Source organism: Rhodococcus sp. NPDC057297, from assembly GCF_042667435.1.
Taxonomy (GTDB): Bacteria; Actinomycetota; Actinomycetes; order Mycobacteriales; family Mycobacteriaceae; genus Rhodococcoides.
This window is the reverse complement of record NZ_JBHUZE010000010.1, coordinates 98,009-122,527: the sequence shown is the minus strand read 5'-3', so window position 1 is coordinate 122,527 and position 24,519 is coordinate 98,009. Positions and strand designations below refer to the sequence as shown.

Genomic DNA, 24,519 nt, shown 5'->3' with positions numbered 1-24,519 from the left:
GGCGGTAGTGTTCCCTGCGTGGCTTCGACTCTGACGCAGGAACTTCTGGACCCCATCCTGACAACCGACCCAGCCGGCCCGCGCGTGACGTATTACGACGACGCCACCGGCGAGCGGGTCGAGGTCTCCGGTGTGACGCTGGCCAACTGGGCTGCGAAGACCGCGAACTTTCTCCGCGACGAGCTGGGTGTGGAACCGGGGACACGAGTCTCGGTACTGCTTCCCGCGCACTGGCAGACAGCGGCAGTGCTCCTCGGGGCGTGGTGGGCAGGCGCCGACGTCACCCTGAGCGCGGACCCCGACGTGGAGGTCGCGTTGGTGCACGGCGGGCGCATCGACGACGCAGGCGACGTGCCCGAGGTCGTGGCGCTGTCGCTCGACGCCTTCGGTAGACCGGTCCCGGATCTACCGGTGGGTGTGACCGATTACGCGACGTCGGTCCGTGTGCACGGGGATCAGTTTCGGCCGTCGGGACAATCGGGCGCTCTGGACGGTCGGTCGGTCGAAGAGGTTCTCGGCGCCGCACGTGCCCGCGCCGAGGCGCATTCGATCGCGGTGGGAGACCGCGTGCTGTCCTCGTTGCCGTGGACCACGGCCGACGAATTGATAGACGGGCTGCTCTCGGTGCTCGCCGCCGGCGCATCTTTGGTTCAGGTCAGCTCGCCCGACGACTCGAAGACCGAACGCCGCGTCGCGACGGAGAAGGTCACCAAGACCCTCTAGCCCGCTTCACTCGTCACTCCGGTCGTCGGATGCGATAGCCGCCGTCGGCCAGGCCTGCCTCGATCTCGTATCTGTTTCTCGCGCCCGGTCGATGGATCTCTTCGACGAGATAGCGAGGCGCGAAGGCGATGCCGTATCGCGCCCACTGATCGGCGTGGACGGCCTCGTGGCGCAATACCCGACGGGACACGTTGGAGTTCGTCAGGTAGACACCGCCGATCGTCGTCCCACCGCGCCCGAAGCCGTACCGCATCCCGGACGCGACGAACAGTGCACTCGGCTCGTCGAACTCGACTCTCGCTCGCCACAGGCCCGCGTAGGCAAGCGCCAGCCAGGTCACGACGACGACCTGGCGCCGACCGCGTGAGGCACGGCGTACGCGCGCCCGGAGCGAAAGCGGCACTATCCCAGCAGCTTGGCGCGCAGTGCGGCGTCCTTGTCCTCGACCATCCGCTCGAGCCCGGCCTGGAACGAGGCCATCCGCTCACGGAGAGCAGCGTCGGATGCACCGAGGATGCGTACGGCGAGCAGGCCGGCGTTACGCGCACCGCCGATGGACACCGTCGCCACCGGAACACCTGCCGGCATCTGCACGATGGACAGCAACGAATCCATGCCGTCGAGATACTTCAACGGCACCGGAACGCCCACGACCGGCAACGGCGTCGCCGACGCCACCATGCCGGGAAGGTGAGCAGCTCCCCCGGCTCCCGCGATGATCACCTTCAGTCCGCGTTCGGCGGCAGTGTTCGCGTAGTCGATCATGCGTTGCGGAGTGCGATGCGCGGAGATGACGCCGACCTCGAAGCGGACACCGAATTCTGCGAGGGCTTCCGCCGCGGCCTCCATGGTCGGCCAATCCGAGTCGCTTCCCATGATCAGGCCGACCTGAGGGCCCGTCGAATTGTCGCTCATGCGTGCGGATCCCATCCGTCGGTCCATTCCGCGTGCGACATCCAATGCGCGGCACGCTCTGCCTTTTCTCTGATCGCGGCCACATAGGCTGCGTCGTCGGCGCGTCCGCCTGCCGCGCCGAGCACGTTGACGTGGCCGATCTTGCGATCCTTGCGTTCGCCTTTGCCGTAGAGGTGCACCTTGGCGTCGGGCATCCGGGCGAACAGGTGATGCAGCCGCTCGTCCATGCTCATCGTGGGCGCCTCGGGTGCGCCGAGGATGTTCGCCATCACCGTCACCGGCGCCACGGGCGACGTGTCGCCGAGCGGATAGTCGAGAACGGCTCGCAGGTGCTGCTCGAACTGCGAGGTCCGGCAGCCGTCCATGGTCCAGTGCCCCGAGTTGTGCGGACGCATCGCGAGCTCGTTGACGAGGATGCGCCCGTCCGTCGTCTCGAAGAGTTCCACCGCCATGGATCCGACTACACCAAGTTCTGCGGCAAGGCCCAGAGCCATGCGCTCGGCGTCGATGGCAGTGTCCTCGTCGAGACCTGGCGCGGGCGCGATAACCACGGCGCACTGTCCGTGTCGCTGAACCGTCTCGACGACGGGCCACGACGCACCCTGGCCGAACGGCGAGCGCCCGACCATCGCGGACAGCTCGCGGCGCAGATCGACCTTGGTCTCGACCATCAGGGGCACGCCGAGATCGAGCTGTCGACCGACGATCTCCTCGGCTTCCTCGGCGTCGGCTGGCATCCACACGCCTCGGCCGTCGTATCCACCCCGAATTGCCTTGACCACGACGGGCCAGCCGTGTTCTTCGCCGAACTCGGTCACGTCGCCGGCCCAGGTCACCTCCGCGAACTCGGGGCTCGGGATGCCGAGATCAGCGAGCTTGCGGCGCATCTTCAGCTTGTCCTGCGCGTAGATCAACGCCGACGGCGGTGGCTGCACGTTGACACCCTCGGCGACGAGAGTCTCCAAGTGCTCGGTGGGCACATGCTCGTGATCGAACGTCACCGCGTTCGATCCCGTTGCAGCGGCCCTGAGCGCGTCGAGGTCGTCGTGGTGTCCGAGCACCACGTCCGCACTGACCTGTGCAGCGGGCTCGTCGGCACCGGCGGACAGCACTCGAAGCGTCTGTCCGAGCGCAACGGCTGCCTGGTGGGTCATCCTCGCGAGCTGGCCGCCACCGATCATCGCCACGACAGGCATTCCGTTGGTGGACGGACGCGGAGTACTGGGACGCGGGTTCGCCGCGTCGGAGGGGAAATGTGGACCGGTCACGGCTTCCTATCGTGTCATGTGAGGCGGATTCGACCGTCGTTGGCCTGAGAGAAGTCTGATGATCTGCGCGCCGGTTCGTGAAATCGAGGTGTCGTTTCGTAGACTTCTCCGTTGTGCCCTCGATCGACAGTGTGATTCACCGCCTCCCCGGTCCAATTCGGGAGCTGGCGATTCGTCACAGCGAACTGATCAAATTTGCCATCGTCGGCGGCACGACGATGGTGTTCGACCTCGCCATCTTCTACTCGCTCAGCCTCACGGTGCTCGAACCCAAGCCGGTGGTGGCCAAGGTCATCTCCGGTGTGATGGCGACGATCCTGAGCTACATCCTCAACCGTGAGTGGGCGTTCAAGAACCGAGGCGGACGCGAACGGCACCACGAGGCACTCCTGTTCTTCACGATCAGTGGCATCGGCGTGATTCTTGCCGCGGCGCCTCTGTTCATCGCCAACAACCTGTTCGACATCCGTGAAGGCCACACCAGCCTCACCATGCTGGTGATCGTCGACTTCGTGCTGAACTACATCATCGGCAACCTGATGCAGATGGCGTTCCGATTCTGGGCCCTGCGCAAGTTCGCCTTCCCGGAAGAGAACGCGCGCGGAGCAGCCGCTGGATCCACCGATTTCGACCCCACCGAGGAAGAAGCCGCCGAGGAACAACTCGGCCACAGCTGACTTCCCGCCGGCTACCGCGGCTCGCGAGTGCGGGGCGCTCCCATGCTCTGATCCCGCGAAGCCGGCAGGAACACCGAGAACATCGCGGGGCGTCGACGCTGCAGTTCCAATCGACCACCGTCGGCCTCCACCAATGCCCGAGCGAGCGCGAGCCCGACGCCGGTGGATCCCGCACCGGAGAATCCGCGGTCGAAGATGTGCGGCGCCATGTCGTTGCTGACGCCGTCCCCCTCGTCGGACACCTCCACACAAGCGAGAGCTTCCCGTCGTCGCTCCGCGGTGTCCACCGCGGGCACGAGCCGAACGGCCACCGTGCACGTACCGCCGCCGTGCGACAGCGCGTTGTCGACCAGCACGGACACCGCTTCTCGCAGCCGCGATCCGGTCACCGACGCCGTCACACCCACGTCACCTCGCAGAACCAGCTCACGCCCGGCGTCCTCGAAATTGCGCTGCCATTCCGCGACGAGACCGGTCAGCTCGGCGATCACGGGAACTTCCTCGGCTCCGGCCGAACCGTCGCTACGCGACGACCGGACCAATTCGTCGATCGCCAGTGTCAGTCGGTCCACCTGGGCCATCGCCTCGTCCGCCTCCTGAACGACGTCCGGGTCCGGGTGGACCGACAATTCGTCGAGGCGCAGGCGGACGGCGGTGAGCCGACTTCGCAGCTGATGCGACACGTCGGCCACGAGGGAGTGCTCACGCTGCAAGCGTCCGGAGATCTCCACCGTCGCGGAGTCGAGCACCTCGGACACTCGGTCGAGTTCGGCGATTCCGTGCCGGGTGGGATCCGGTCTGAAATCGCCCTCCGCGAGTCGGGCGGCTCGGCGCGCCACGTCCTGCAGTGGGTCGGCGAGCCGTTTCGCGGTGAGGACCGCGATGGCCGTGCCCGCGAGGATCGAGGCCAGCACCACCAGCCCGACGGCTCCTACCGCCTGCCGCTGCAATGTCCGCATGTCGTCGGACGGCACCTCGAGCCGTAGTGAGCCCGACGTCCCCATCGACAAGGACTCGACCAGCGGACGTGATACGAAAGGTTCGCCGATGTCGACACGCGACGCGGCATCCTGCGGGGTCGGGAACACCACGACGAGGCGCCCGGACTGCGGAATGGCCAGCCGTAGCGACCCGATGTCCAGGTCGCCGATCACCATTCCCGCTTCACCCTCCTGGGAGAGGATCTCCGACGCCATTCGATCGAGTCGACGCTGCAGGTCGTCGCGAGTGAAATCCTCGACCCACAGCCACGCGGTGTACATGAGCGGAAGGCCGAGCAGGAGCGCCGTGAGAATGACCACGGCGAGAATGGATTGGAGAATGCGACGACGCATCGTGTCGGCTGCTCTGCTTTTCTACTAGTCGCTGTTGATCCGGAACCCGACTCCACGCACCGTCGCGATGCGGCGCTCGGCGACCGAACCTTCGTCACCGATCTTTCGGCGAAGCCACGACATGTGCATGTCGAGTGTCTTCGAACCGCGCAGTTCGGCGTCACCCCACACCTCACGCAGAATGGTCTCGCGGGGAACGACCTGCCCCGCATGTTCGAGGAGCACCTTGAGCAGCTCGTATTCCTTGTTGGCGAGCGAGATCTCGTTGCCGCCGACGAGCACGCGTCGAGCAGCGGGCTCGAGCCTGATGTCGCCTACCTCGATCGGCCCGTCTTCGCCGGTTCCTCGTCGGCGCAGCAGCGCACGTACCCGCGCCATGAGCTCTGCCAACCGGAACGGCTTGCCGACGTAGTCGTCGGCGCCCGCGTCGAGCCCGACGACGAAATCCACCTCGTCGGTGCGTGCGGTGAGCATCAACACCGCCAGATCCGAGCTGTTGGCGCGTACCTGCCGGCAGACCTCGAGACCGTCCATCCCGGGAAGGCCGAGGTCCAGAATCAGGAGGTCGTAGTTGCCGTCGAGAGCACGCTGAAGAGCAGCGGGGCCCGTCTGTTCGACCGTCACCGTGTACCCCTCGCGGCCGAGGGCGCGGGACAGTGGCGCGGCAATAGCTTCGTCGTCTTCGGCAAGGAGCACATCGGTCACTCGGTGAGCGTACGGCCGGAAACTGTGAGAATGATGTATTTACCGGCCCGCACCCGGGTTCCGCGGAACCGCTACCGTCGCGCGGACACCGTCATCGACGCCGACCGGCCCGCCAACCGGGCCTGGCACTGTCCGGCGACGGACCGTCCACCTCGTGGCCGAGCTCGTCTCCGTCGATATCGCCGGAACTGCGGTATTCCCCCGATCGATACTCCCCGGACCGCCGAAATTCCAGGGAGTCGAACACCTGTTGGTAGAGCAGCGAGTGCACCCGCTGCACCCGTGGAATGTCGTCGAACTCGAGCGGATCGTCGGACGCCGACGCGATGATGAGCGTGCCCGTGCCGAGCATCCGGTCGACCAGTCCGTGCCGGAACTGGACATTGCTGATGCGGCTCATCGGGATGTCGATGCCCGAGTGCGTGATGACACCCTGTCGAATGAGCACGCGACGGTCGGTGACGATGAAGTGCGTGCATTTCCAGCTGATCAACGGAGCGACGCAGCGCCACGCGACCAGGGCTGCCCACACCACGGCGACGACGATGACCGCCGTCGTCGACGCTGTGCCGTCCATTCGAGCGGAGGCCACTCCGATCCCGAATCCGGCCAGGGCGGTGACGACGATAAAGGTCGCCGCCGGAAGGACGAGCATCTTCCAGTGAGGGTGGTGGTGCAGTAGCAGCTCTTCTTCGTCTGCCAACGCATCCTGCGGATAGCCCATGCGGATCGCTCTCCTTCTCCGGTTCCGCCGTGATCCTGCCACGACCGCGCTGCCGATCGGTGGCCGATCGGAAGCCGTTCGAGGGGTCAGTCGGTGTCGACAGCTCGTAGATGAGTGACGTCGCCGGCAGCGACCGCGACGGTTCCGGTGTCGGCGTCGTCGGTGCGAACGACGATCCGGCCCTGATCGTCGACGTCGGTCGCCTCGCCGACCATCTGGCGGTCTCCCGGCAGCTCGACGCGCACGCGGCGGCCGATTGTGTCGCACCGCTCGCGGTAGCGGTGGGCCAGGTGTTCGGTGTTCCAGTTGGAGTTGCGCCAGGAGTCGATCTCAACGCCGATCGCTCGGAGTATCGACCGCAGCAGCGTGCTGCGGTCGATGACGGCGGCGTTTTCCAACGCGAGCGACGTTGCCGTCGGGACCGGCAGTTCACTTTCGGTCATGGTGACGTTGAGGCCGATTCCGACGACGACAGAGGGGTTGGGGCCGTGCTCGGCCACCTCGGCGAGGATGCCCGCGACCTTACGGCCCTCGATGAGTACGTCGTTCGGCCACTTCAGTGCCGCGTCCACGGCGGCAACAGTGCGGAGCGAATCGACCACGGCCACACCGGCTAGCAGCGGAAGCCATCCGAGAACCGCCGGATCGATGCCTGGAAACTTGACGAGAACCGAGAACAGAAGTTGTGATCTCGGTGGACCCACGAAAGGCCGTGAGTGTCGTCCGCGCCCGCTGTCCTGTTGCTCGGCGACGAGGGCAGTCCGGTCGGCGAGGCCGTGTACCCGAGCAATGAGGTCGGCGTTGGTCGAACCGGTCTGCTCGACCACATCGAGCCTGGACCAGGAGGCTTGTGGTCCGTCGACGAGTGCCCGTCGAAGAGCGGCAGTGTCGAGCGGGGGGCGATCGAGGTTGGTCCACATGACTCAAGAGCATATGGGCTCACCGGTTCGATGGCCGGTGGCGCCGACTCCTGCTACCAACCGGTACGTGGCCCTCGGTAGGGCTCCCGTCACACCCGTGGTTAAAGTGTTTCCCCATGACCAGTGTTCAGGATTCGACTGCGCAGGGTACGGACGCCAAGCCCGACATTCACACGACGGCAGGCAAGCTCGCCGAACTCCGTAGCCGCCGCGAGGCCGCGATGGCACCGTCAGGCGCCGCCGCAATCGAGAAGGTGCACGCCAAAGGCAAGCTCACCGCCCGCGAACGCATCACCGCACTGCTCGACGAAGGTTCCTTCGTCGAAATGGACGCCCTCGCCCGCCACCGCTCCCAGAACTTCGGCCTCGCCGACAACCGCCCCTACGGCGACGGCGTCGTCACCGGCTACGGCACCATCGACGGACGCGACGTCTGCATCTTCTCCCAGGACGCCACCGTCTTCGGCGGCTCCCTCGGCGAAATCTACGGCGAGAAAATCGTCAAGGTCATGGACCTCGCCCTCAAGACCGGACGCCCCCTCATCGGCATCAACGAAGGCGCAGGCGCTCGCATCCAAGAAGGCGTCGTCTCCCTCGGCCTCTACGGCGAAATCTTCCACCGCAACGTCCAAGCCTCCGGCGTCATCCCCCAGATCTCCCTGATCATGGGACCCGCCGCAGGCGGACACGTCTACTCCCCAGCCCTGACCGACTTCGTCGTCATGGTCGACGGCACCTCCCAGATGTTCGTCACCGGACCCGACGTCATCAAAACCGTCACCGGCGAAAACGTCACCATGGAAGAACTCGGCGGCGCCCACACCCACATGGAGAAATCCGGCGTCGCGCACTACGTCGCCTCCGGCGAGCAGGACGCCCTCGACTACGTCCGCGACCTCCTCGGCTACCTGCCGTCCAACAACCGCGCGGATGCACCACGCACGATCCCGTCGGATCCGATCGACGGCGCCATCGAGGACAACCTCACCGCCGAGGACCTCGAACTCGACACCCTCATCCCGGATTCACCGAACACTCCGTACGACATGCACGAGGTCATCCGCCGCATCCTCGACGACGACGAATTCCTCGAAGTCCAGGAAGGCCGCGCCCGCAACATCATCGTCGGCTACGGACGCGTCGACGGCCGCTCGGTGGGCATCGTCGCCAACCAGCCCACCCAGTTCGCCGGCACGTTGGACATCGACGCCTCCGAGAAAGCCGCACGCTTCGTCCGCACGTGCGATGCGTTCAACGTCCCCATCATCACCCTCGTCGACGTCCCCGGCTTCCTGCCTGGCACCGGTCAGGAGTTCAACGGCATCATCCGCCGCGGCGCGAAACTGCTCTACGCCTACGGTGAAGCGACCGTCGGGAAGATCACCGTCATCACCCGCAAAGCCTACGGCGGCGCGTACGACGTCATGGGCTCCAAGCACATGGGCGCCGACGTCAACCTCGCCTGGCCGACCGCGCAGATCGCCGTCATGGGCGCCTCCGGAGCCGTCGGATTCGTCTACCGCAAGCAACTTCTCGAAGCCGCCAAGAACGGTGAAGACGTCGACGCACTGCGCTTGAAGTTGCAGCAGGAGTACGAAGACACCCTCGTCAACCCGTACGTCGCCGCCGAACGTGGTTACCTCGACGCCGTCATCCCGCCGAGCCACACCCGCGGACAGATCGTCTCCGCGCTACGCCTCCTCGAACGCAAACAAGTCACCCTGCCCCCGAAGAAGCACGGCAACATTCCTCTCTGACACGTCTTACTACGACCACCGGAAGTGAGCTTGCATAGATGAGTGCACCCGCACGCGAAACAGATCTGACCGTCGCCGACGAGCTGATCGAGTCCGCCGACCTCGGCGCCGACGGAGCAGCTGCCGCGGCGTCGGCGATCCGTATCGTCAAGGGCGATCCTTCCGACGAGGAGATCGCTGCGTTGGTCGCGGTTCTGACTGCGGCGCAGGGCTCGGCGTCGGCACCCGCGGATACGCGTCCGGCCGAGTTGTGGGGATCTCCCGTCACCATGCACCGCACGTTCGCGCCGTTCTCGCCGTACTCGTTCGCTGCGTCGCGCCGCTACTGAGGCACGTGCCTCGGGGCGTGGACACACAATGACAACGTTCGTTCTTGCTTCGGCGTCGCCGGCTCGGTTGGGAGTCCTCCGAGCCGCGGGCGTCGAGCCCGTCGTTCGGGTGTCCGGCGTCGACGAGGATGCATTGACGGCGTCACTCGGTGAATCGGCGTCCCCCGAGGACGTCGTCGTGGCGCTGGCTCGCGCCAAGGCAGAGGCAGTCGTGAACGGCCTGAGCGCTTCAGGCCCCGATACAGCCCAGATTGACACTGCTCTGAACGACGCTGCTCTGATCGACGCTGTGGTTGTCGGTTGTGATTCGATGCTGTCGATCGGCGGGGACCTCCAGGGCAAACCGCACACGGTCGACGTCGCCCGTCGACGCTGGCAAACCATGGCCGGGACGTCCGGCGAGCTCCTGACCGGCCACTCGGTCGTTCGCGTCCGCCACGGCCAAACGACGGCGGTGGTCGGTGCGTGCCATTCGACGACTGTTCACTTCGCGACACCGTCGGAGGCCGACCTGGAGACGTATCTGGCGTCGGGGGAACCTCTGGAGGTCGCGGGGTCCTTCACGCTGGACGGTCTCGGTGGGTGGTTCGTCGACCGCATCGAGGGTGACCCGTCCAGCGTCATCGGCATCGGCCTGCCCCTCGTTCGGCGATTGCTGAACGAGGTCGGCGTATCGATGTCCGATGTGTGGTCAGCCCGGCAGTAGTCCGGTGAGTTCGCGAGCCCACTCCTCGGCCAGAGCTTTCGGCTTGATGTTGGACGAGCTGTCGTGGCGTGCATGCTCGTGCACCTGCACCGCACCCAGTTCCACGAGCTTCTCTGCGATGATCTCGCCGCCACGGTTGAACGTGTCCTCGTAGATTCGGTCGCCGAGGCCGAACAGCGCGAACTTGAGCCCGGACAGGTCCGGTGCGTCCTCGACGAGTGCGTCGTAGAAGGGCTCGGCTCCCGTGGGCAGCTCGCCGTCACCGTAGGTGGAGCAGATGATGACGTGGAAGGCGTCGGTGTCGATCTCCGAGACCTCGTACTCGAGCATGTCGCGCACCTCGGCGTCGTGGTCCACCAGGATGTCGGCGATCTTGTCTGCCACTTCCTCGGCGGTACCGGTCTCCGAACCGAACAACACGACTACTGCCATGTTCACTTCCCCTTCGTCCGTAGCGCTGCACCGAAAAGGTGCGGAATCGGTGGATAAGCATAGCCTCACCAGAAAGTGGGCGTCAGCTGCCACCTGGTGTACTCGTCGGCGATCAGTTTCTTCAGATGTTCCCGGCCGGGGTACAGGTCCGGGTCCAGACCGGTCACAGAGAGCGTCGCCGTCTCGCCGCACGTGTTCCACCAGACACTGACGCCGCCCTTGGTACGCCGCAGCAACTCCGCCGTGGTGTTCTGCGTGATCGAGCGCATCGCGACCGACTCCGCCACGGCTCCGCCCACCGAACGCAGAGCGCCTCCGCGTGCACCCAGGTTGGAGCAGAGGCACAGCGGTGCGGTTGCCGACTTGGCTGCGCGCGCGACGACGGCGTCGGGCAACATCTGCATCAGCGGCTTCGTGAGCTCGAACGTGGTGGACCGGGTGGCGTCGGCGAGCGCTTGGAACGCCGCCTTGCTGTCCCGGCGAATGGGCCGGAGATCGTCGAGGTAGCCCCTGCCTCCGTCCACGACGATCGACACCCCGGACGTCGCGTTGGCACGGGTGTCGCCCGGAATGCGCGTGCTCACCGGAAGAGACACCTTGACTGCATCCGACTCCTTCACGCGGCCACCGGCCGTCAGAATGCCCAGGGCGACGGCCACCAACAGACTGTTGGCGCTACCCCCGGCCCTCGACGCTGCGGCCACCCATTCGTCCGTCGGGCAATCCACGACGACGGTGCTGGGAGAGAACTCCCCCGTTGTCCGTGCTGCCACAGGTAGCTTGCCTGCTCGCTGCTTGTCGACCACAGCCGGCTTGTCCACCACAGCCTGCTTGTCCACCACAGCCTGCGTACCCGCCTTCGAGGCGGACGGGGTGCTCGCACCCGGAAGCACGCCGCGCACGGTTCGGCCGAGTGCTCTGGCGGTGCCGGACGCCGCGGCCCGGAGTTGCCCGGCAGCATCGCGGAGGTCGGAGGTGGGTGCGGTGTCGAATGCCGAGGCGAAGTCGTCGGGATCAGAGGGTCCTCTCAGCGCTGCGATGGCTGCAGACGTCAGGGCGCCACCGTCACCGACCACGTGGGAGGCGACGAGAGACAGCGCGGACCCTCCGTTCTCGAGGTCCGTGTACGCGAGTTGCCACACCGGTCCGCTCGTGGGGTCGAGAGCGACCGTCGCGCGCTCTTCCATCCACTCGGCGAGCGCGTGCGCGGGAATGGCTCGCGCGCCTCGGAGTAGGGGCAGTGTCGACTCGGCCCGCACCCATCGGTCTCGTGCACCCGGAACCGACACTCGGTGTACGGCTCGATCGATCGGTCCGCCTGCGAGGTTCCGCCACGTCGAGTCCAGTACCTCGGAGTCGATCGGACCTGTGAAGCGCCAGACGATCTGATTGACGACGGGAACGTCGAGGACGCACTCCATCCGGAGGAACAGGTCGTCGTCGTACGTCAATCTGGTCACCGAGAAAGGGTATCGGAGAACGCGTGGTTGGAAACACCCGCGTGGTTCGAAACACCATTGCGCCCGTGCGTGTTACGCGACGTTCACCACTCGTGCGGTAGGTTTCAGTTCTGCGTGCGAGGACGCGGCCGAGGAGGGCGGAAATGAAGTTCGTGATGCCGTTCACAGGCAGCCGTGGGGACGTCCAACCAGGCCTGGTCGTGGCGTCCGAGCTGTCCGCTCGTGGGCACGATGTCACCTTCGGCGCACCTCCCAACCTCGTCGCGTTCGCCGAGGCAGCAACGGCGGACCATGCGTCCGTGTCCGTGGTGCCGTTCGGTCCGGATACCCGAGCGCTTCTGGAGTCGGATCTGGTGCGCACCCGAATCAAGTCGAAGAATCTTCGAACGCGGTGGGCCGCGTTGGCGGAACTGGCCAATTTCGGATGGGACGACATGGCCGAGAGCGTGCTGCTGATGGGTGCGCACGCAGACATGGCGATAGCCGGCACCCTCGGCCAGGAATTGGTCTTCAATTATGCTGAGTCACAATCCATTCCTTTCGCAGCATTGCATTATTGCCCCATCCGATCGAACCGGTCGATGTCGGTCGTGCCGTCGCGCACGATGCCCGGTGTTGTCAATCGAACGACGTGGCGGATCCTCGAGTCCATGCGGTGGAACTCGATGAAGAAGCGCGAGAACACTCAGCGCCGCGCCCTCGGACTGGGGAATGCGTCGCGCCCCCTCCCCGAACGGATCGAGTCGTACGGCGGGATCGAGATCCAAGCATACGATTCCGCGTTCTTCCCCGGTCTCCGGCAGGAATGGGAGGACAGGAGACCGTTCGTCGGGTTTCTCGAACCGGGCGGAAGCGAATCGTCGCGCAGCACCGGAGTTCTCGGTGCCGATCCGATCCCCGCATCGCTTCGATCCTGGATCGAATCCGGGACTGCGCCGGTGTACTTCGGATTCGGCAGCATGCCGGTCAGGGATCCGACGGGGTTGGTGAGAATGATCGAGGACGTCTGCGCGCGCGGTGGATACCGGGCGATCGTCAGTTCGGGTTGGAGCGCACTCGACGAACGCGTCGATGCCGACAGCAGCGTTGCCATCGCCGGCTCCGTCGACCACGGCGCCTTGTTTCCGTTGTGTCGGGCGGCAGTTCACCACGGCGGCGCGGGCACGACTGCCGCGAGCGTTCGGGCGGGGTTACCGACCATGGTGTGCTGGTTCAGCGCGGATCAACCGTTCTGGGGTGCCGCTCTGACGAGAACCGGCGCTGGGTGCTCGGCGAAGTTCGTCGAACTCGATCGGGACACTCTCGCCGCAGGCATCGAGACGTTGATGCGCCCCGACACCGCGTCACATGCACGACAATTGGCTTCGGCCATGACAACCCCGGCCGACACACGTCGCACCGCCGTGCGGTTGATAGAAGGTGCCGTTCACCAGAATTCGTGACCGATCCCCCAGCGGCCGAGAACCTCGGACACCACTTCTCGAACGTCCTCGTCGCTCGCCATTCGGTCCGGATCCATCCCGTGCATGCTGATCGTGATCGCAGCGTCGGTCTCGGTCGCCCAGGCCGTGGAACCACCGCCGAGCTGTCGTGCGAATTCGGCGTCCGCTCCCGAGAACGTCGCTCTGGCAGACACTCTCGTTGCTCGCACTCCGCCGATGGAGACAAAGTCGTCGGAGAGCCGACCGAGGTTGGAACACAGTCCCTCGGCGCCGTCCGCGGGGACGGGCAACCGTCTCGCCACCGCGTCGGGCAACATCTGGACGAGGGCCAACGGAACCGGCCCGGTGGCCGCGCCCACAGCCTGTCGTGCGGAGAATTCCTGGAATGCAGTTTTGCTCGCTTTCCGGATGCCAGTGAGATCACGGTCGGCAGGATCCGGCACGGGCACTCGCACGGCGATTATTTTCGTGGAGTTCGAATCGACGTCCGACGAGCGCCGATCGTTGAAGGGAAGCGACCACCGCAGTTCTTCTCCAGGCCGTGCGCGGCCCAGCGCAGCGGACACCGACGTCATGACGGCGATGAACAACGAATTGGACGTACCACCCCACTGTTCGGCCGCCGCCGTCCACTCGGACGCCGAGCAGCTGACCACGACGTAGGGCGGACTCCACGGCTCCGACGTCTCGGGCACATCGGTTCGGCTAGGTGCGTCGGGCGCGATCGGCGCTTCCGCTGACGACGGTTCTTCGTCAGCCGTACGTCGGACGACGGAAGTGACAGCCTGGGCGGATTTTCCCGCGAGCCACGTCGCGATCGGCCGGAGCTGGCCCACGGTGTCCGTGATGTCGGACGCGATCGAGTCGATCAGCGACGGCTTGTCACCCAGACGAGCCGAGTCCCCCACCGAGACGCCAGTGGATGCGCGTTCGACGGCGGCGACCATAGCCGCGCCGTCGGCAACCATGTGCGAGCAGACCAGAGACACGACCGTGCCGCCGTCTGCAACCGGGGCTGCGGACAGCTGCCATCCGATCCCCGCTTCCGGGTCGATGTCGACGGAGATACGCTGTTCCGCCCAGCATCGAACCGCATCCGTCGGGACCGAATTGGTGGAGTAGTCCAGCGGTAACGACGTGTTCGAGGTCACCCATCGGTGCCTTGCCGTGGGAACGGTAGGCGGAAGTACCCGTCGCGAGAGCAATCCCGCAGACAGGTTCGCGTGCAGTTTTGCGAGCTCCGCGACTTCTACGGGGCTGTCGAACCGCCACACGAACTGATTGAACACCGGATTACCGATTCCATGATGCATTCGGAGGAATAGGTGATCCGCAAATCCAATTCGGGTCATCTGCGAAAATCTACTACAAAGCCATTGACCGAGCAGGTTCGACAGAGTGTCGAAATCACCGGGAAACAGCGTCGGAAATCGAATTTCAAGAATTCGAGACAGGACTTCGTACGGATTGGTTGGTTTCGAGGATGTGGCGCAAGCCATAAGGATACCGACCCGAAAGTCCGAAAACCGAGAGAGCGACGTCGTCGCACCATGCAGCAGTGATCAGCGCATTCGCCAGGGCAATCGGACGAACTGCGCTGCCGACCAGCAGGTTACGAACGGGTAGTAGAAAATACCCGGACGTGACGTTCTCGGACGACAGAAAACGACACTGTCGTCAACTCGAGACCAGGTGATGAACAACACTTTTTTGCGTAGCGAATTACCGAACGATTCGCCTTAGTGTCGTCAGCGAAACCAATACCGAATGCACAATCCGCGAGAACCACGGAATGCGCGTTACAAACGGCTAGCACGGTGTCACGTCATGCGCGTGCGCTGTGCCTGTCGAGTCCGGCTTCACGAATCGTCACCCATGTTGCCAGTAGCTGCTGGCCGAGCTCGGAATTGGATGCTTTCGATGGAATACACCGAATTGGCGGACTACCCGCTGCCCGCAGGCAAGCTGACCGAGTGGGTCCCCGCCGTCGCCTCCGAGGCGTGGCGCGAGGATCCGCGGGGGATCTCCTTCACTCACGAGGACCACTGCAGCCGGGGCAACGACGGTTCGTGGATCGGTACCGTCTTCGAGATCCACCGTCGTTACGACGTCGAGGTCATGCGCCGGACCATCGGTGCCTACATCGCACGGCACGAGGCGTTCCGTACACGCGTCGAGCGCGACGACCGAACCGGCGCCTGGAGGCGCTACAGCGTCGAGGCCGACGCCGTCACGGTCGATGATCGGGCCGAGTCGTCGTCGTGGAGCGAGTCGCAGGTCTTCGAGCATCTCGAATCCTGGTTCGCCGACGTCGTCTCGCCGACGACGTGGCCGCACTTCGTTCTGGCGACCGTCGTCCCCGAGCCGCACGTGGCCGCCTCCGTCCCGCAGCAGGACAAGTTCCTCGTCGCGTTCGCCGCCGACCACTCGGTGATGGACGCGTACAGCCAGATCTACGCGATCAACGAGTTCGACCGCCTGTACGCACATGTTCTGGACGGCGCCGAGCACGGACTCCCCGAGGTGGGCAGTTACGTGGACTTCTCCGCAGCCGAACGTGAGCTGGGTGAATCGTTGACCGCCGACCACGACGCGGTACTGGCCTGGGATCGCTTCCTGGCTGCCGAGGACGGCCGATTCCCGGCGTTCCCGCTCCCGTTGCGCGCGGAGAACTCGTCGGCGCCGACCGATCTCGCCACTCGTCAGAGCAGCGTGTCTTCCTGGTTGCTCACCACCGAGCAGGTCGAGGTGTTCAATGCCAAATGCCGTGCAGCCGGCCAGAACATGCAGGCGGGGATTCTGGCGGCACTCGCGCTGGTCAACTCACGATTGACGGGCAACGGCACGTTCCGGACGATCATGCCCATGCACACCCGCTACGCGGAGAAATGGGCTGCGAGCGTCGGCTGGTACGTCGGGATTCTCCCGATGGAAATCCGACTGGACGATGCAGCGACCTTCGCCGAGGCGATAGAACGGGCCGACGTCGGGGCAACCGAGTACAAGGGGCTCGCCGCGATGCCGTACTCCAAGATCGCATCCCTGATGTCCTCCACCGAGATCCCGCGCTTCGTCGTCTCCTACATCGACCTGAGGTTCCTTCCGGACGGCGAGGAATGGCAGGAACGAAAGGGCCGCGCACTGCGCAGCGAGTGCCACGCAGAGGACGAGGTCTACTTCTGGATCAACCGCACCCTGCAAGGCCTGAACATCTCGGCCCGATTCCCCAGCTCGGACGTGTCGACGACCAACGTGCACCGGTTCATCACCGAATTCGTCTCCGTGGTGACCGCTGTGATCGAAGAACCAACGGAAACCCTCGATTCTGCAGTTGCCGCCGTCGGAGCCGGGCGAGAATAGATCCGGGAGGTACATCGATGATCATCACCGCGCTGAGCAACTGGACGCCTCGACCGGGCACTCTCGTGGAGTGGCACCCCAGTCGGGCGGCGTCGGACGCTGCGCTGGCAGCCCCGATTCACCCGGCCCCGCCGTCGTTTCTGCAGGAAGACCATCTGGTCGCGGCCGCAGCAGCGGCCACTCGCGGTGACGTCCACCACGCCTATACCGGAGTCGCCACCGAGATCGACGGGGCGCTCGATCGGGATGCCCTCTCCCGGGCGATCGCTGCCTACGTGCTTCGGCACGAAGGATTGCGGTGCTGGTTCGAGGTGAACGGCACGCAGGTCGTGCGGCACCTCGCCTCGAACGCGGTCGCCGAGTTCGAACCGAGGGATGCAGGCAGCTTCGACACCGACGAGCAGTTCCAGAGTTACGTCCGTGCCCGTTTCTCCGCCGAAGCCACCGCGTTCGAGTATCCGGGTTTCGTCGTCGGTGCCGTCGATCGCTCCGACGGTTTCACCCTCTACTACGGTGCGGATCACGCGTTCACCGACGGTGGTTCGCAGGCGCTGGTCATCAGCGAACTCGCTGATCTGTACGCAGTGGAGATCGGTGAGGACGCTCCCACACCTGCAGCGGCGGGCAGCCACCTCGAGTACGCGACCGCAGAGCGTGCGCTCGCGGCGACGTACGGCCCCGATGCCCCCGAGATCGCCGCGTGGAGAAGCATTTTCCAGAACAACGACGGCAAGATGCCGCGATTCCCTCTGCCACTCGGGCTGGGGGAAGGCGAACGCGGACCGGTACGGATCGTGGAACGCCATCTACTCGACGCCGACGCGACGGCTGCGCTCGACCGAGCGTGCAAGGCTGCGGGTGCACGCATCAGCAGCGGCGTGTTCGCTGCCGTCGGCATCGCCGATTTCGAACTGGCCGGCCGCACCGACTACTTCGGTATCACGGTGCTCAGCACGCGCCATCTCGGTGACTACGCGCAATCGCAGGGCTGGTTCGTGAACTTCGCGCCGGTCGCGTTCACCGTCGGTGATGCCGGTGCCTTCTCCGAGGTCGCCGTCGGAGCCCACGCCGGATTCGAGGCTTCGAAGAAGATCGCAGCGGTGCCCGTTCACGCCGTCCTCGGCGCGCTGGCTGCCGACGGAACGTTGGGCAGTGAACTGGCGGTGAGTCCGAACATGCTGTCCTACATCGATTTTCGATGGTTCCCCGGTGTCGGCCGTCCGGCTGACACGCGGGGTGAGCACTTCACCGGTGAAGGCAGGACGTCCAACGCGTCGATGTGGATCAACCGCGACGCGGACCATCTGTACTTGTGCGCGCAGGTACCCGACAATCCCGTCGCCGCCGAGTCGGTCGAGCGCTATCACTCGCACCTGCAGAACATCCTGGAATCGGTTGCCCGTGACGGCGACTATGCGATACGGGTGGCCGAAGTCGTCGGTGGTTGACCGGTGCAAGTGACCTCGATAGCCGACTTCACCACCGCGCCGGGGCTGTACCTGGACTGGCCGATCGTGATGGGCGCAGGTACTGCGTCGACCGTTCCGCCGTCGTTCAATCAGAGCTTCCACCTGTCGTCCGCACTCGAACCTACGGTCGACAGTGACACGGCATCGGTGTGGATCGCGGTCGCTTTCGACGTCGACGGACCGATCGACATCGGCGCTCTCACCTCCGCTTTCAGCGCCTTCGTACGCCGCCACCCGGCTCTGCGGACCTCCTTCGCCGCCCGAGACGGCGTCGTCGGTCGACGCGTGTACGAGCCACACGAGGTCGACGTCGCGGCACCGACGTCGGTGACGATCGACAACTCCGAGGCCCTCACCGAGCACCTCCGCGCCCAGCTGAACGTCCTGTGCCACCCCACCCGCATTCCGTCGTATTCGTTCGCAGCAGTGAGCCGCACGAGCCGCTCGACGGTGGTGTGCGGTTTCGATCACGCTCACGTCGATGCAGTCTCGATGACGGTGGCGGCCGAGGAGATCTCGCGTCTGTACGCGGCACACCGCCTACAGGACGCGGCGGCCCTTCCCGAGGTAGGAAGTTTCGTCGACTTCTGTGCGGCCGAAATCGCCGCGCCCGTGGTCGATCTCACGGATCCTCGTCTGCAGGCGTGGTCGAATTTCTTTGCGAGCTGTGGGAACCGGACACCCGAATTTCCGTTCGCCCTCGGCGTGCCGTCCGGTTCTCGGGCCCCTCAGGCCACGACCGTGCACCACCTGGCCGACGCCGCCGAGGCCTCGGCGTTCGAACAGACCTGTCGAACTCTGGGCGCCGGCAGTTTCGCCTCGATCGCCGCCGCGATGGCGCAGGCGTCTTCGGACATCGGTGGCCCTGGCACTCTTCCGCTTCTCTTTCCATTGCACACCCGTCGCGAAGCCCGGTACGAACACGCGATCGGGTGGTTCACCACCAACGCACCGATGAGCATCGAGGTGTTCGAGACGTTCGCGGACACACTCGCCTCGGCACAGTCGTCCTTTCGTGACGCGCTCGAGCTCGGGACCGTTCCGATACCCCGCGTCCTCGAAGCAGTGGGCGACACGCTCACACGCGGCCGCGGCGACGTCTTCATGATCTCCTACGTCGACTACCGGCGTCTGCCCGGAGCCGACGCCACCGGCCGCAACGCGCATCACATCAGCAACGTCACCACTGCCGACGACGCTCAGTTCTGGGTGTCGCGGACCGGGGACGGGCTTGCGCTTCGTTCGCGTTTTCCGGACACGACGCAGGCGCACATCGTGATCGAACGTTTCGTTCGAGCACTGGTGTCGGTCGTCCGTGCCGCGGCATCGGACCCGGTGGACACCAGTGACCTCTTGCTTCTGGGCCCGAGCGCATAGGATCGATGCAGTCAGCTCGTCACCCGGCGAACTGCTCATCTCCCTCTCGAATTCTCAGTAGGAGCGAAGAAGAAGTGCCCATAGCAGCAGATCCCACCCCCGCCTTCGCCGACTATGCGCACCCGGATCGCCTGGTGTCCACGCAGTGGCTGTCCGCCCATATCGGAACTCCCGGCCTCAAGGTCGTCGAATCCGACGAGGACGTCTTGCTGTACGACGTGGGACATATTCCCGGCGCAGTCAAGATCGACTGGCATCTGGACCTGAACGATCCCGTGACGCGGGACTACATCGACGGCGAGCAGTTCGCGGCACTGATGCGCCGGAAGGGGATCTCCCGCGACGACACCGTCGTGATCTACGGAGACAAGAGCAACTGGTGGGCTGCGTACGCACTCTGGGTCTTCACGCTCTTCGGCCACGAGGACGTGCGTCTGCTCGACGGTGGGCGCGACGCGTGGCTTGCGGAGATCCGTGAGACGACGCTCGATGTTCCCGAGTACCCGGCCACGGATTACCCGGTCGTCGAGCGGAACGACGCCCCCATCCGGGCGTACGCGTCGGATGTTCTGTCTGCGCTCGGGTCCGTTCCGCTGGTGGACGTCCGTTCACCAGCCGAATACACCGGCGAACGCACACACATGCCGGATTACCCGGAAGAGGGCGCATTGCGCGGCGGACACATCCCGACCGCCACGAGCATTCCGTGGGCCAAGGCAGCGGCAGCGGACGGCCGTTTCCGTTCACGCGCGGAACTGGACGAGATCTACGGAGACGTCGTTGCGAACGACGAAGTCATCGCGTACTGCCGTATCGGTGAGCGGTCCAGCCACACCTGGTTCGTTCTGACGCATCTGCTCGGGCACGAATCGGTCCGCAACTACGACGGCTCGTGGACCGAGTGGGGCAACGCGGTTCGTGTTCCGATCGTCCGTGGCGAGGAGCCCGGCGACGCACCGACGAAGAAGTAGCACTGTGGCCGAATCTCAGGGCATGCCCGACACCCTGGCCGAGATCGTCGACGACTTCGCTGCGGTCGGTGGCCAGGACAAGCTTCAGTTGCTGCTCGAGTTCAGTCGTGAGCTTCCCGAGCTGCCTGCCCATCTCGAGCAGGCAGCGATGGAGCCCGTCCCGGAGTGCCAGTCCCCGCTGTTTCTCTCCGTCGACGCCGACGACCGCGACCGTGTGCAGCTGTACTTCAGCGCGCCACCGGAGGCACCGACGACGCGGGGCTTCGCGTCGATCCTGCACCAGGGCCTCGACGGTCACTCTGCGCAGGACATTCTGGACGTACCGGACGACTTCTATCTGGCACTCGGGTTGGGTGACGCGGTGAGTCCGCTCCGGCTGCGCGGCATGTCCGCGATGCTGGCGCGCATCAAACGACACCTGAGGTGACCGGTCGTCTTGATCGATACACTTCGGGCTCGGTACACTCGGCTGCAGTAGTTGTCTGTTCAAGTCACCGGGAAAGATGGTCAGTGCCGCATGGAGTTCACCGAGCTGGCTGACTACGCCATCCCCGCTGGAACCATCACCGAGTGGATTCCCAGCGTCGGGCCGCACGCCACCACTCCGGTTCTGGCCGGGTGGCAGCCGGACAGCCGACCCACGTCGTACGTCCACGAGGCGCATCTACGCTCCAGCCTCGCCAGCCCGAGGCGAGGGCGGGAGAGCTGGCTAGGCGCAGCATTCGAGATCGACGCCCCGCTGGACAAGCCTGCGTTCCGGCGCGCCGTCCTCGCGTGGATCGACCGTCACGAATCGATGCGCTCGCACGCGTCGATCGACGAGAACTCCGGCGCACTGTCTCGTGTCACCGCAGCCGAGGGTGCCATCGACATCTGGCAGGTGGAGCAGGAACGCTGCGTTCAGTCCGGTGAGGTCTACGAGCACCTTCAATACCTGTTCGACGAGTTCACGTCACCACTGGCGTGGCCCGCCTACGCGTTCGTGACGCTCGAGCCGCTGGCCGAGGAAGCCCCGAATCGCGTCACTGTCTTCTTCGCCGCGGACCACTCGATCATCGACGGACTGTCCACCGTTCTCGTCGCTCACGAGATCTCGGCGCTGTATGCGGAGGCCAAGGATCAGGTGCCTGCCGGGTTGTTCGAGGCAGGTTCGTACCTCGACTTCGGTGTGTCCGAGAGACGTGTGCACGAGGAACTGGAAAACACGCACGATGCCGTTCTGGCGTGGAAGCACTTCTTGGACGAGGGCAACGGTGAGCTGCCTGCGTTCCCGCTGGACATCGGTCGACCGGGCGGGATGCACGCTCCGCAGAGCGGCCTGTCGGCGTGGATCCTCGACGCGGAGCGGGCGGACGCCTTCTCGGTGGCGTGTCGGAAGACCGGAAACAGCCTGTTCTCCGGCCTGCTCGCCGCGTTGGCTGTCGCGGGCGCAGAACTCTCCGGCGACACTCGGTTTCGCACCATCACTCCGGTCCACACCCGCGACCAGCCGCACTGGGTGTCCTCTCTCGGATGGTTCGTCGGACTGTGCCCGTTGTCGTTCGACATCGCCGACGCGGAGTCGTTCGGTTCCATCGTGGCTCAGGCAACCGAGCAGGTCACGGCGACCAAACCTGTTGCCCGGGTTCCCCTCGATCGAGTCTTCCGGGCTTTGGACACGTCGGCGAAACCGCGTTTCGTCGTCTCCTTCATGGACGTGCGGTTCGCCCCCATGGCCGAGAACTGGCACGACTGGAATGCACGCGCGCTACGTAGCAGGCAGTACGACCACGATGTCTACATCTGGATCAACCGGACACCGCGCGGGATCAACATCTCGGCGCGCTACCCCAACACCGAGGAGGCGACGTCGAACGTCCATCAGTACGTCGGCGCACTTCGCCGGATCGTCGACGAGGTGGTCGACACCGGCAGTTACGCACTCCTCGGTCGAGCAGGGCGCTCGTACAGCCTGGACGCGTCCGGTACCGGCCCGATTGCTACCAATCAGTAGGTAGTGACTCGATTTTTGGGGAGGCTCCCCATAATCACCATCCAGTTTCGGTTGTGTTCGGGCCTGTGCTTAAACTCCGAAGAGACGCTCGTACCAGTGCGGCACCAAACGGCCAGCACGGAACACTCGACACCACAGGAGGCTCAGTGCCCAGCCATGCCAGTGCGCATATCACCAAAGTTCTCGTCGCCAACCGCGGCGAGATTGCAGTTCGGGTGATCAGAGCAGCAGCAGATGCAGGCCTGAGAAGTGTCGCGGTCTATGCCGAACCCGACGCCGACGCCCCCCACGTCCGCCTCGCCGACGAAGCCTTCGCCCTCGGCGGCCAGACCTCGGCGGAATCGTATCTGGTCATCGACAAACTCCTCGATGCCGCAGCCAAGTCCGGTGCCGACGCCATCCACCCCGGCTACGGTTTCCTCTCCGAGAACGCCGACTTCGCCCAGGCCGTCATCGACGCAGGCCTGATCTGGATCGGACCCTCCCCGCAGTCCATCCGCGACCTCGGCGACAAGGTCACCGCCCGCCACATCGCCGCACGCGCCAAAGCCCCCTCCGTTCCCGGCACCGCGGAACCGGTGAAGGACGCCGACGAAATCCTCGCCTTCGCCGACGAACACGGCCTCCCCATCGCCATCAAAGCCGCCTTCGGCGGAGGCGGCCGCGGCATGAAAGTCGCCCGCACCCGCGAAGAAATCCCCGAACTGTTCGACTCCGCCACCCGCGAAGCCGTCGCAGCCTTCGGCCGCGGCGAATGCTTCGTCGAGCGCTACCTCGACAAGCCCCGCCATGTCGAAGCACAGGTCATCGCCGACCAACACGGCAACGTCGTCGTCGCCGGCACCCGCGACTGCTCCCTGCAGCGCCGCTTCCAGAAGCTCGTCGAGGAAGCACCCGCACCGTTCCTCACCGACGCCCAGCGCGCCGAGATCCACTCCTCCGCCAAGGCCATCTGCAAAGAGGCCGGCTACTACGGCGCCGGGACCGTGGAGTACCTCGTCGGACAGGACGGCCTGGTCTCCTTCCTCGAGGTCAACACCCGCCTGCAGGTCGAACACCCGGTCACCGAAGAAACCTCCGGCATCGACCTGGTGCTGCAGCAGTTCCGCATCGCCAACGGCGAAGAGCTGTCCATCACCGAGGACCCCACCCCGCGCGGACACTCCTTCGAATTCCGCATCAACGGTGAAGACGCAGGCCGTGGCTTCCTGCCCGCCCCCGGCCCGGTCACCACGTTCGTCGCGCCGTCCGGCCCCGGTGTGCGCGTCGATTCCGGTGTCGAATCCGGCTCCGTCATCGGTGGCCAGTTCGACTCCATGCTCGCCAAGCTGATCGTCACCGGCGCCACCCGCGAGGAAGCCCTCGCACGCTCCCGTCGCGCGTTGGCCGAATTCACCGTCGATGGCCTCGCCACGGTCATCCCGTTCCACGCTGCCGTCGTCTCCGATCCCGCGTTCATCGGTAACGGGGAATCCTTCGACGTCCACACCCGCTGGATCGAAACCGAATGGGACAACCAGGTTCCCCCGTTCACCGCCGGCGAAGCGTTGGACGAGGACGAGGTTCTGCCGCGTCAGGCTGTCGTCGTCGAGGTCGGTGGCCGACGCGTCGAGGTCTCCCTGCCCGGCCAATTCTCCCTCGGTGGCGGTGGCAACGCCGGTGACGGCGCGATCCGTCGGAAGCCCAAGGCCCGCAAGCGCGGCGGAGCAGGAGCCGGAGCTGCATCAGGTGATGCTGTTACCGCACCCATGCAGGGCACCGTCGTCAAGGTCGCCGTCGAAGAAGGCCAGGAAGTCGCCGAAGGCGACCTCATCGCCGTCCTCGAAGCCATGAAAATGGAAAACCCCGTCAACGCCCACAAAGCAGGCGTCGTCACCGGGCTCGCCGTCCAACCAGGATCTGCCATCACCCAGGGCACCGTCCTCGCGGAACTGAAGTAGTACGAAAGAAAGCGACG

Annotated in this window: 23 protein-coding genes; 13 read left to right on the top strand and 10 right to left on the bottom strand. The window is 65.3% G+C overall.

Features of this window, described 5'->3' with window-relative positions:
• The first annotated feature begins 18 nt into the window (after positions 1-18).
• Positions 19-723, top strand: a complete 705-nt coding sequence (locus ACFULT_RS23790) for a TIGR03089 family protein (RefSeq protein WP_037111158.1) — start codon at positions 19-21, stop codon at positions 721-723.
• Between the two features lie 13 nt (positions 724-736).
• On the opposite strand, the gene ACFULT_RS23785 is transcribed toward ACFULT_RS23790, so the two are convergent.
• The 3 genes from ACFULT_RS23785 to ACFULT_RS23775 form a co-directional block, all read right to left on the bottom strand.
• On the bottom strand, positions 737-1,063 hold the full coding sequence (locus ACFULT_RS23785; RefSeq protein WP_378482721.1) for a hypothetical protein: 327 nt from the start codon (positions 1,061-1,063) through the stop codon (positions 737-739).
• A 62-nt stretch (positions 1,064-1,125) separates the two neighbouring features.
• Entirely contained in the window at positions 1,126-1,653 is a 528-nt protein-coding gene (purE, locus tag ACFULT_RS23780; RefSeq protein ID WP_019666138.1) for a 5-(carboxyamino)imidazole ribonucleotide mutase, read from the bottom strand.
• Entirely contained in the window at positions 1,635-2,834 is a 1,200-nt protein-coding gene (locus tag ACFULT_RS23775) for a 5-(carboxyamino)imidazole ribonucleotide synthase (protein WP_255122643.1), read from the bottom strand. The genes purE and ACFULT_RS23775 overlap by 19 nt, the downstream gene beginning before the upstream one ends.
• A gap of 185 nt (positions 2,835-3,019) precedes the next feature.
• Between ACFULT_RS23775 and ACFULT_RS23770 the strand changes: the two genes are divergently transcribed.
• Positions 3,020-3,583 carry a GtrA family protein gene (locus ACFULT_RS23770; RefSeq protein WP_037111164.1) on the top strand — a complete coding sequence of 188 codons (564 nt, stop codon included), beginning with the start codon at positions 3,020-3,022 and terminating at the stop codon, positions 3,581-3,583.
• Positions 3,584-3,594: 11 nt separating this feature from the next.
• On the opposite strand, the gene ACFULT_RS23765 is transcribed toward ACFULT_RS23770, so the two are convergent.
• From ACFULT_RS23765 to ACFULT_RS23750, 4 genes are all read right to left on the bottom strand, one after another.
• Positions 3,595-4,917, bottom strand: coding sequence for a HAMP domain-containing sensor histidine kinase (locus ACFULT_RS23765; protein WP_037111167.1), 1,323 nt, complete (start codon positions 4,915-4,917; stop codon positions 3,595-3,597).
• 24 nt (positions 4,918-4,941) lie between these two features.
• Positions 4,942-5,622, bottom strand: a complete 681-nt coding sequence (locus ACFULT_RS23760; RefSeq protein WP_019666142.1) for a response regulator transcription factor — start codon at positions 5,620-5,622, stop codon at positions 4,942-4,944.
• 91 nt (positions 5,623-5,713) lie between these two features.
• The gene (locus ACFULT_RS23755; RefSeq protein WP_378482720.1) at positions 5,714-6,346 is read right to left on the bottom strand and encodes a PH domain-containing protein; all 633 of its coding nucleotides are present in this window, start codon (positions 6,344-6,346) and stop codon (positions 5,714-5,716) included.
• An 86-nt stretch (positions 6,347-6,432) separates the two neighbouring features.
• Complete coding sequence (locus ACFULT_RS23750) at positions 6,433-7,266, bottom strand: biotin--[acetyl-CoA-carboxylase] ligase (protein WP_378482719.1); 834 nt, start codon at positions 7,264-7,266, stop codon at positions 6,433-6,435.
• Between the two features lie 116 nt (positions 7,267-7,382).
• Between ACFULT_RS23750 and ACFULT_RS23745 the strand changes: the two genes are divergently transcribed.
• From ACFULT_RS23745 to ACFULT_RS23735, 3 genes are read left to right on the top strand one after another with little or no spacing between them, the layout of a single operon-like run.
• A complete protein-coding gene (locus ACFULT_RS23745; protein WP_037111174.1) occupies positions 7,383-9,023 on the top strand; it encodes an acyl-CoA carboxylase subunit beta in 1,641 nt (546 codons plus the stop codon).
• 38 nt (positions 9,024-9,061) lie between these two features.
• On the top strand, positions 9,062-9,352 hold the full coding sequence (locus tag ACFULT_RS23740; RefSeq protein ID WP_037111176.1) for an acyl-CoA carboxylase subunit epsilon: 291 nt from the start codon (positions 9,062-9,064) through the stop codon (positions 9,350-9,352).
• A 28-nt stretch (positions 9,353-9,380) separates the two neighbouring features.
• On the top strand, positions 9,381-10,058 hold the full coding sequence (locus ACFULT_RS23735; protein WP_378482718.1) for a Maf family protein: 678 nt from the start codon (positions 9,381-9,383) through the stop codon (positions 10,056-10,058).
• On the opposite strand, the gene ACFULT_RS23730 is transcribed toward ACFULT_RS23735, so the two are convergent.
• Both ACFULT_RS23730 and ACFULT_RS23725 read right to left on the bottom strand, forming a co-directional pair.
• Positions 10,044-10,490 carry a flavodoxin domain-containing protein gene (locus tag ACFULT_RS23730; protein WP_020112133.1) on the bottom strand — a complete coding sequence of 149 codons (447 nt, stop codon included), beginning with the start codon at positions 10,488-10,490 and terminating at the stop codon, positions 10,044-10,046. The genes ACFULT_RS23735 and ACFULT_RS23730 overlap by 15 nt on opposite strands.
• A 65-nt stretch (positions 10,491-10,555) precedes the next feature.
• Positions 10,556-11,950 (bottom strand): hypothetical protein, encoded by a 1,395-nt coding sequence (locus tag ACFULT_RS23725; protein ID WP_378482717.1) that lies wholly within the window; start codon positions 11,948-11,950, stop codon positions 10,556-10,558.
• A 143-nt stretch (positions 11,951-12,093) separates the two neighbouring features.
• Here ACFULT_RS23725 and ACFULT_RS23720 point away from each other — a divergent pair, with 143 nt between their 5' ends.
• Positions 12,094-13,392 carry a glycosyltransferase gene (locus ACFULT_RS23720; protein ID WP_378482716.1) on the top strand — a complete coding sequence of 433 codons (1,299 nt, stop codon included), beginning with the start codon at positions 12,094-12,096 and terminating at the stop codon, positions 13,390-13,392.
• Here ACFULT_RS23720 and ACFULT_RS23715 read toward each other — a convergent pair.
• A complete protein-coding gene (locus ACFULT_RS23715; protein WP_378482715.1) occupies positions 13,377-14,543 on the bottom strand; it encodes a hypothetical protein in 1,167 nt (388 codons plus the stop codon). The genes ACFULT_RS23720 and ACFULT_RS23715 overlap by 16 nt on opposite strands.
• Before the next feature lie 769 nt (positions 14,544-15,312).
• Between ACFULT_RS23715 and ACFULT_RS23710 the strand changes: the two genes are divergently transcribed.
• The 7 genes from ACFULT_RS23710 (at position 15,313) to ACFULT_RS23680 (ending at position 24,502) form a co-directional block, all read left to right on the top strand.
• Positions 15,313-16,752 (top strand): condensation domain-containing protein, encoded by a 1,440-nt coding sequence (locus ACFULT_RS23710; RefSeq protein ID WP_378482714.1) that lies wholly within the window; start codon positions 15,313-15,315, stop codon positions 16,750-16,752.
• A gap of 17 nt (positions 16,753-16,769) precedes the next feature.
• Positions 16,770-18,200 carry a condensation domain-containing protein gene (locus ACFULT_RS23705; RefSeq protein WP_378482713.1) on the top strand — a complete coding sequence of 477 codons (1,431 nt, stop codon included), beginning with the start codon at positions 16,770-16,772 and terminating at the stop codon, positions 18,198-18,200.
• Positions 18,201-18,209: 9 nt separating this feature from the next.
• Positions 18,210-19,598, top strand: a complete 1,389-nt coding sequence (locus tag ACFULT_RS23700) for a condensation domain-containing protein (RefSeq protein ID WP_378482712.1) — start codon at positions 18,210-18,212, stop codon at positions 19,596-19,598.
• A gap of 74 nt (positions 19,599-19,672) precedes the next feature.
• Positions 19,673-20,569: a sulfurtransferase gene (locus ACFULT_RS23695; RefSeq protein WP_094719070.1), complete on the top strand. Its 897-nt coding sequence runs from the start codon at positions 19,673-19,675 to the stop codon at positions 20,567-20,569.
• 22 nt (positions 20,570-20,591) lie between these two features.
• Positions 20,592-20,996, top strand: a complete 405-nt coding sequence (locus tag ACFULT_RS23690; RefSeq protein WP_037111193.1) for a SufE family protein — start codon at positions 20,592-20,594, stop codon at positions 20,994-20,996.
• Positions 20,997-21,086: 90 nt separating this feature from the next.
• Complete coding sequence (locus ACFULT_RS23685; protein ID WP_094653791.1) at positions 21,087-22,562, top strand: condensation domain-containing protein; 1,476 nt, start codon at positions 21,087-21,089, stop codon at positions 22,560-22,562.
• 146 nt (positions 22,563-22,708) lie between these two features.
• Positions 22,709-24,502 carry an acetyl/propionyl/methylcrotonyl-CoA carboxylase subunit alpha gene (locus tag ACFULT_RS23680; protein ID WP_378482711.1) on the top strand — a complete coding sequence of 598 codons (1,794 nt, stop codon included), beginning with the start codon at positions 22,709-22,711 and terminating at the stop codon, positions 24,500-24,502.
• The last annotated feature ends 17 nt before the right edge of the window (positions 24,503-24,519 follow it).

Excerpts from the sequence above, each read along its gene's own strand:
- ACFULT_RS23745 (WP_037111174.1), top strand. The coding sequence starts at position 7,383 with ATGACCAGTGTTCAGGATTCGACTGCGCAGGGTACGGACGCCAAGCCC.
- ACFULT_RS23730 (WP_020112133.1), bottom strand. The coding sequence starts at position 10,490 with ATGGCAGTAGTCGTGTTGTTCGGTTCGGAGACCGGTACCGCCGAGGAA.
- ACFULT_RS23690 (WP_037111193.1), top strand. The coding sequence starts at position 20,592 with ATGCCCGACACCCTGGCCGAGATCGTCGACGACTTCGCTGCGGTCGGT.
- ACFULT_RS23705 (WP_378482713.1), top strand. The coding sequence starts at position 16,770 with ATGATCATCACCGCGCTGAGCAACTGGACGCCTCGACCGGGCACTCTC.
- ACFULT_RS23720 (WP_378482716.1), top strand. The coding sequence starts at position 12,094 with ATGAAGTTCGTGATGCCGTTCACAGGCAGCCGTGGGGACGTCCAACCA.
- ACFULT_RS23775 (WP_255122643.1), bottom strand. The coding sequence starts at position 2,834 with ATGCCTGTCGTGGCGATGATCGGTGGCGGCCAGCTCGCGAGGATGACC.
- ACFULT_RS23710 (WP_378482714.1), top strand. The coding sequence starts at position 15,313 with ATGGAATACACCGAATTGGCGGACTACCCGCTGCCCGCAGGCAAGCTG.
- ACFULT_RS23735 (WP_378482718.1), top strand. The coding sequence starts at position 9,381 with ATGACAACGTTCGTTCTTGCTTCGGCGTCGCCGGCTCGGTTGGGAGTC.
- ACFULT_RS23755 (WP_378482720.1), bottom strand. The coding sequence starts at position 6,346 with ATGGGCTATCCGCAGGATGCGTTGGCAGACGAAGAAGAGCTGCTACTG.
- purE (WP_019666138.1), bottom strand. The coding sequence starts at position 1,653 with ATGGGATCCGCACGCATGAGCGACAATTCGACGGGCCCTCAGGTCGGC.
- ACFULT_RS23765 (WP_037111167.1), bottom strand. The coding sequence starts at position 4,917 with ATGCGTCGTCGCATTCTCCAATCCATTCTCGCCGTGGTCATTCTCACG.
- ACFULT_RS23740 (WP_037111176.1), top strand. The coding sequence starts at position 9,062 with ATGAGTGCACCCGCACGCGAAACAGATCTGACCGTCGCCGACGAGCTG.
- ACFULT_RS23750 (WP_378482719.1), bottom strand. The coding sequence starts at position 7,266 with ATGTGGACCAACCTCGATCGCCCCCCGCTCGACACTGCCGCTCTTCGA.
- ACFULT_RS23685 (WP_094653791.1), top strand. The coding sequence starts at position 21,087 with ATGGAGTTCACCGAGCTGGCTGACTACGCCATCCCCGCTGGAACCATC.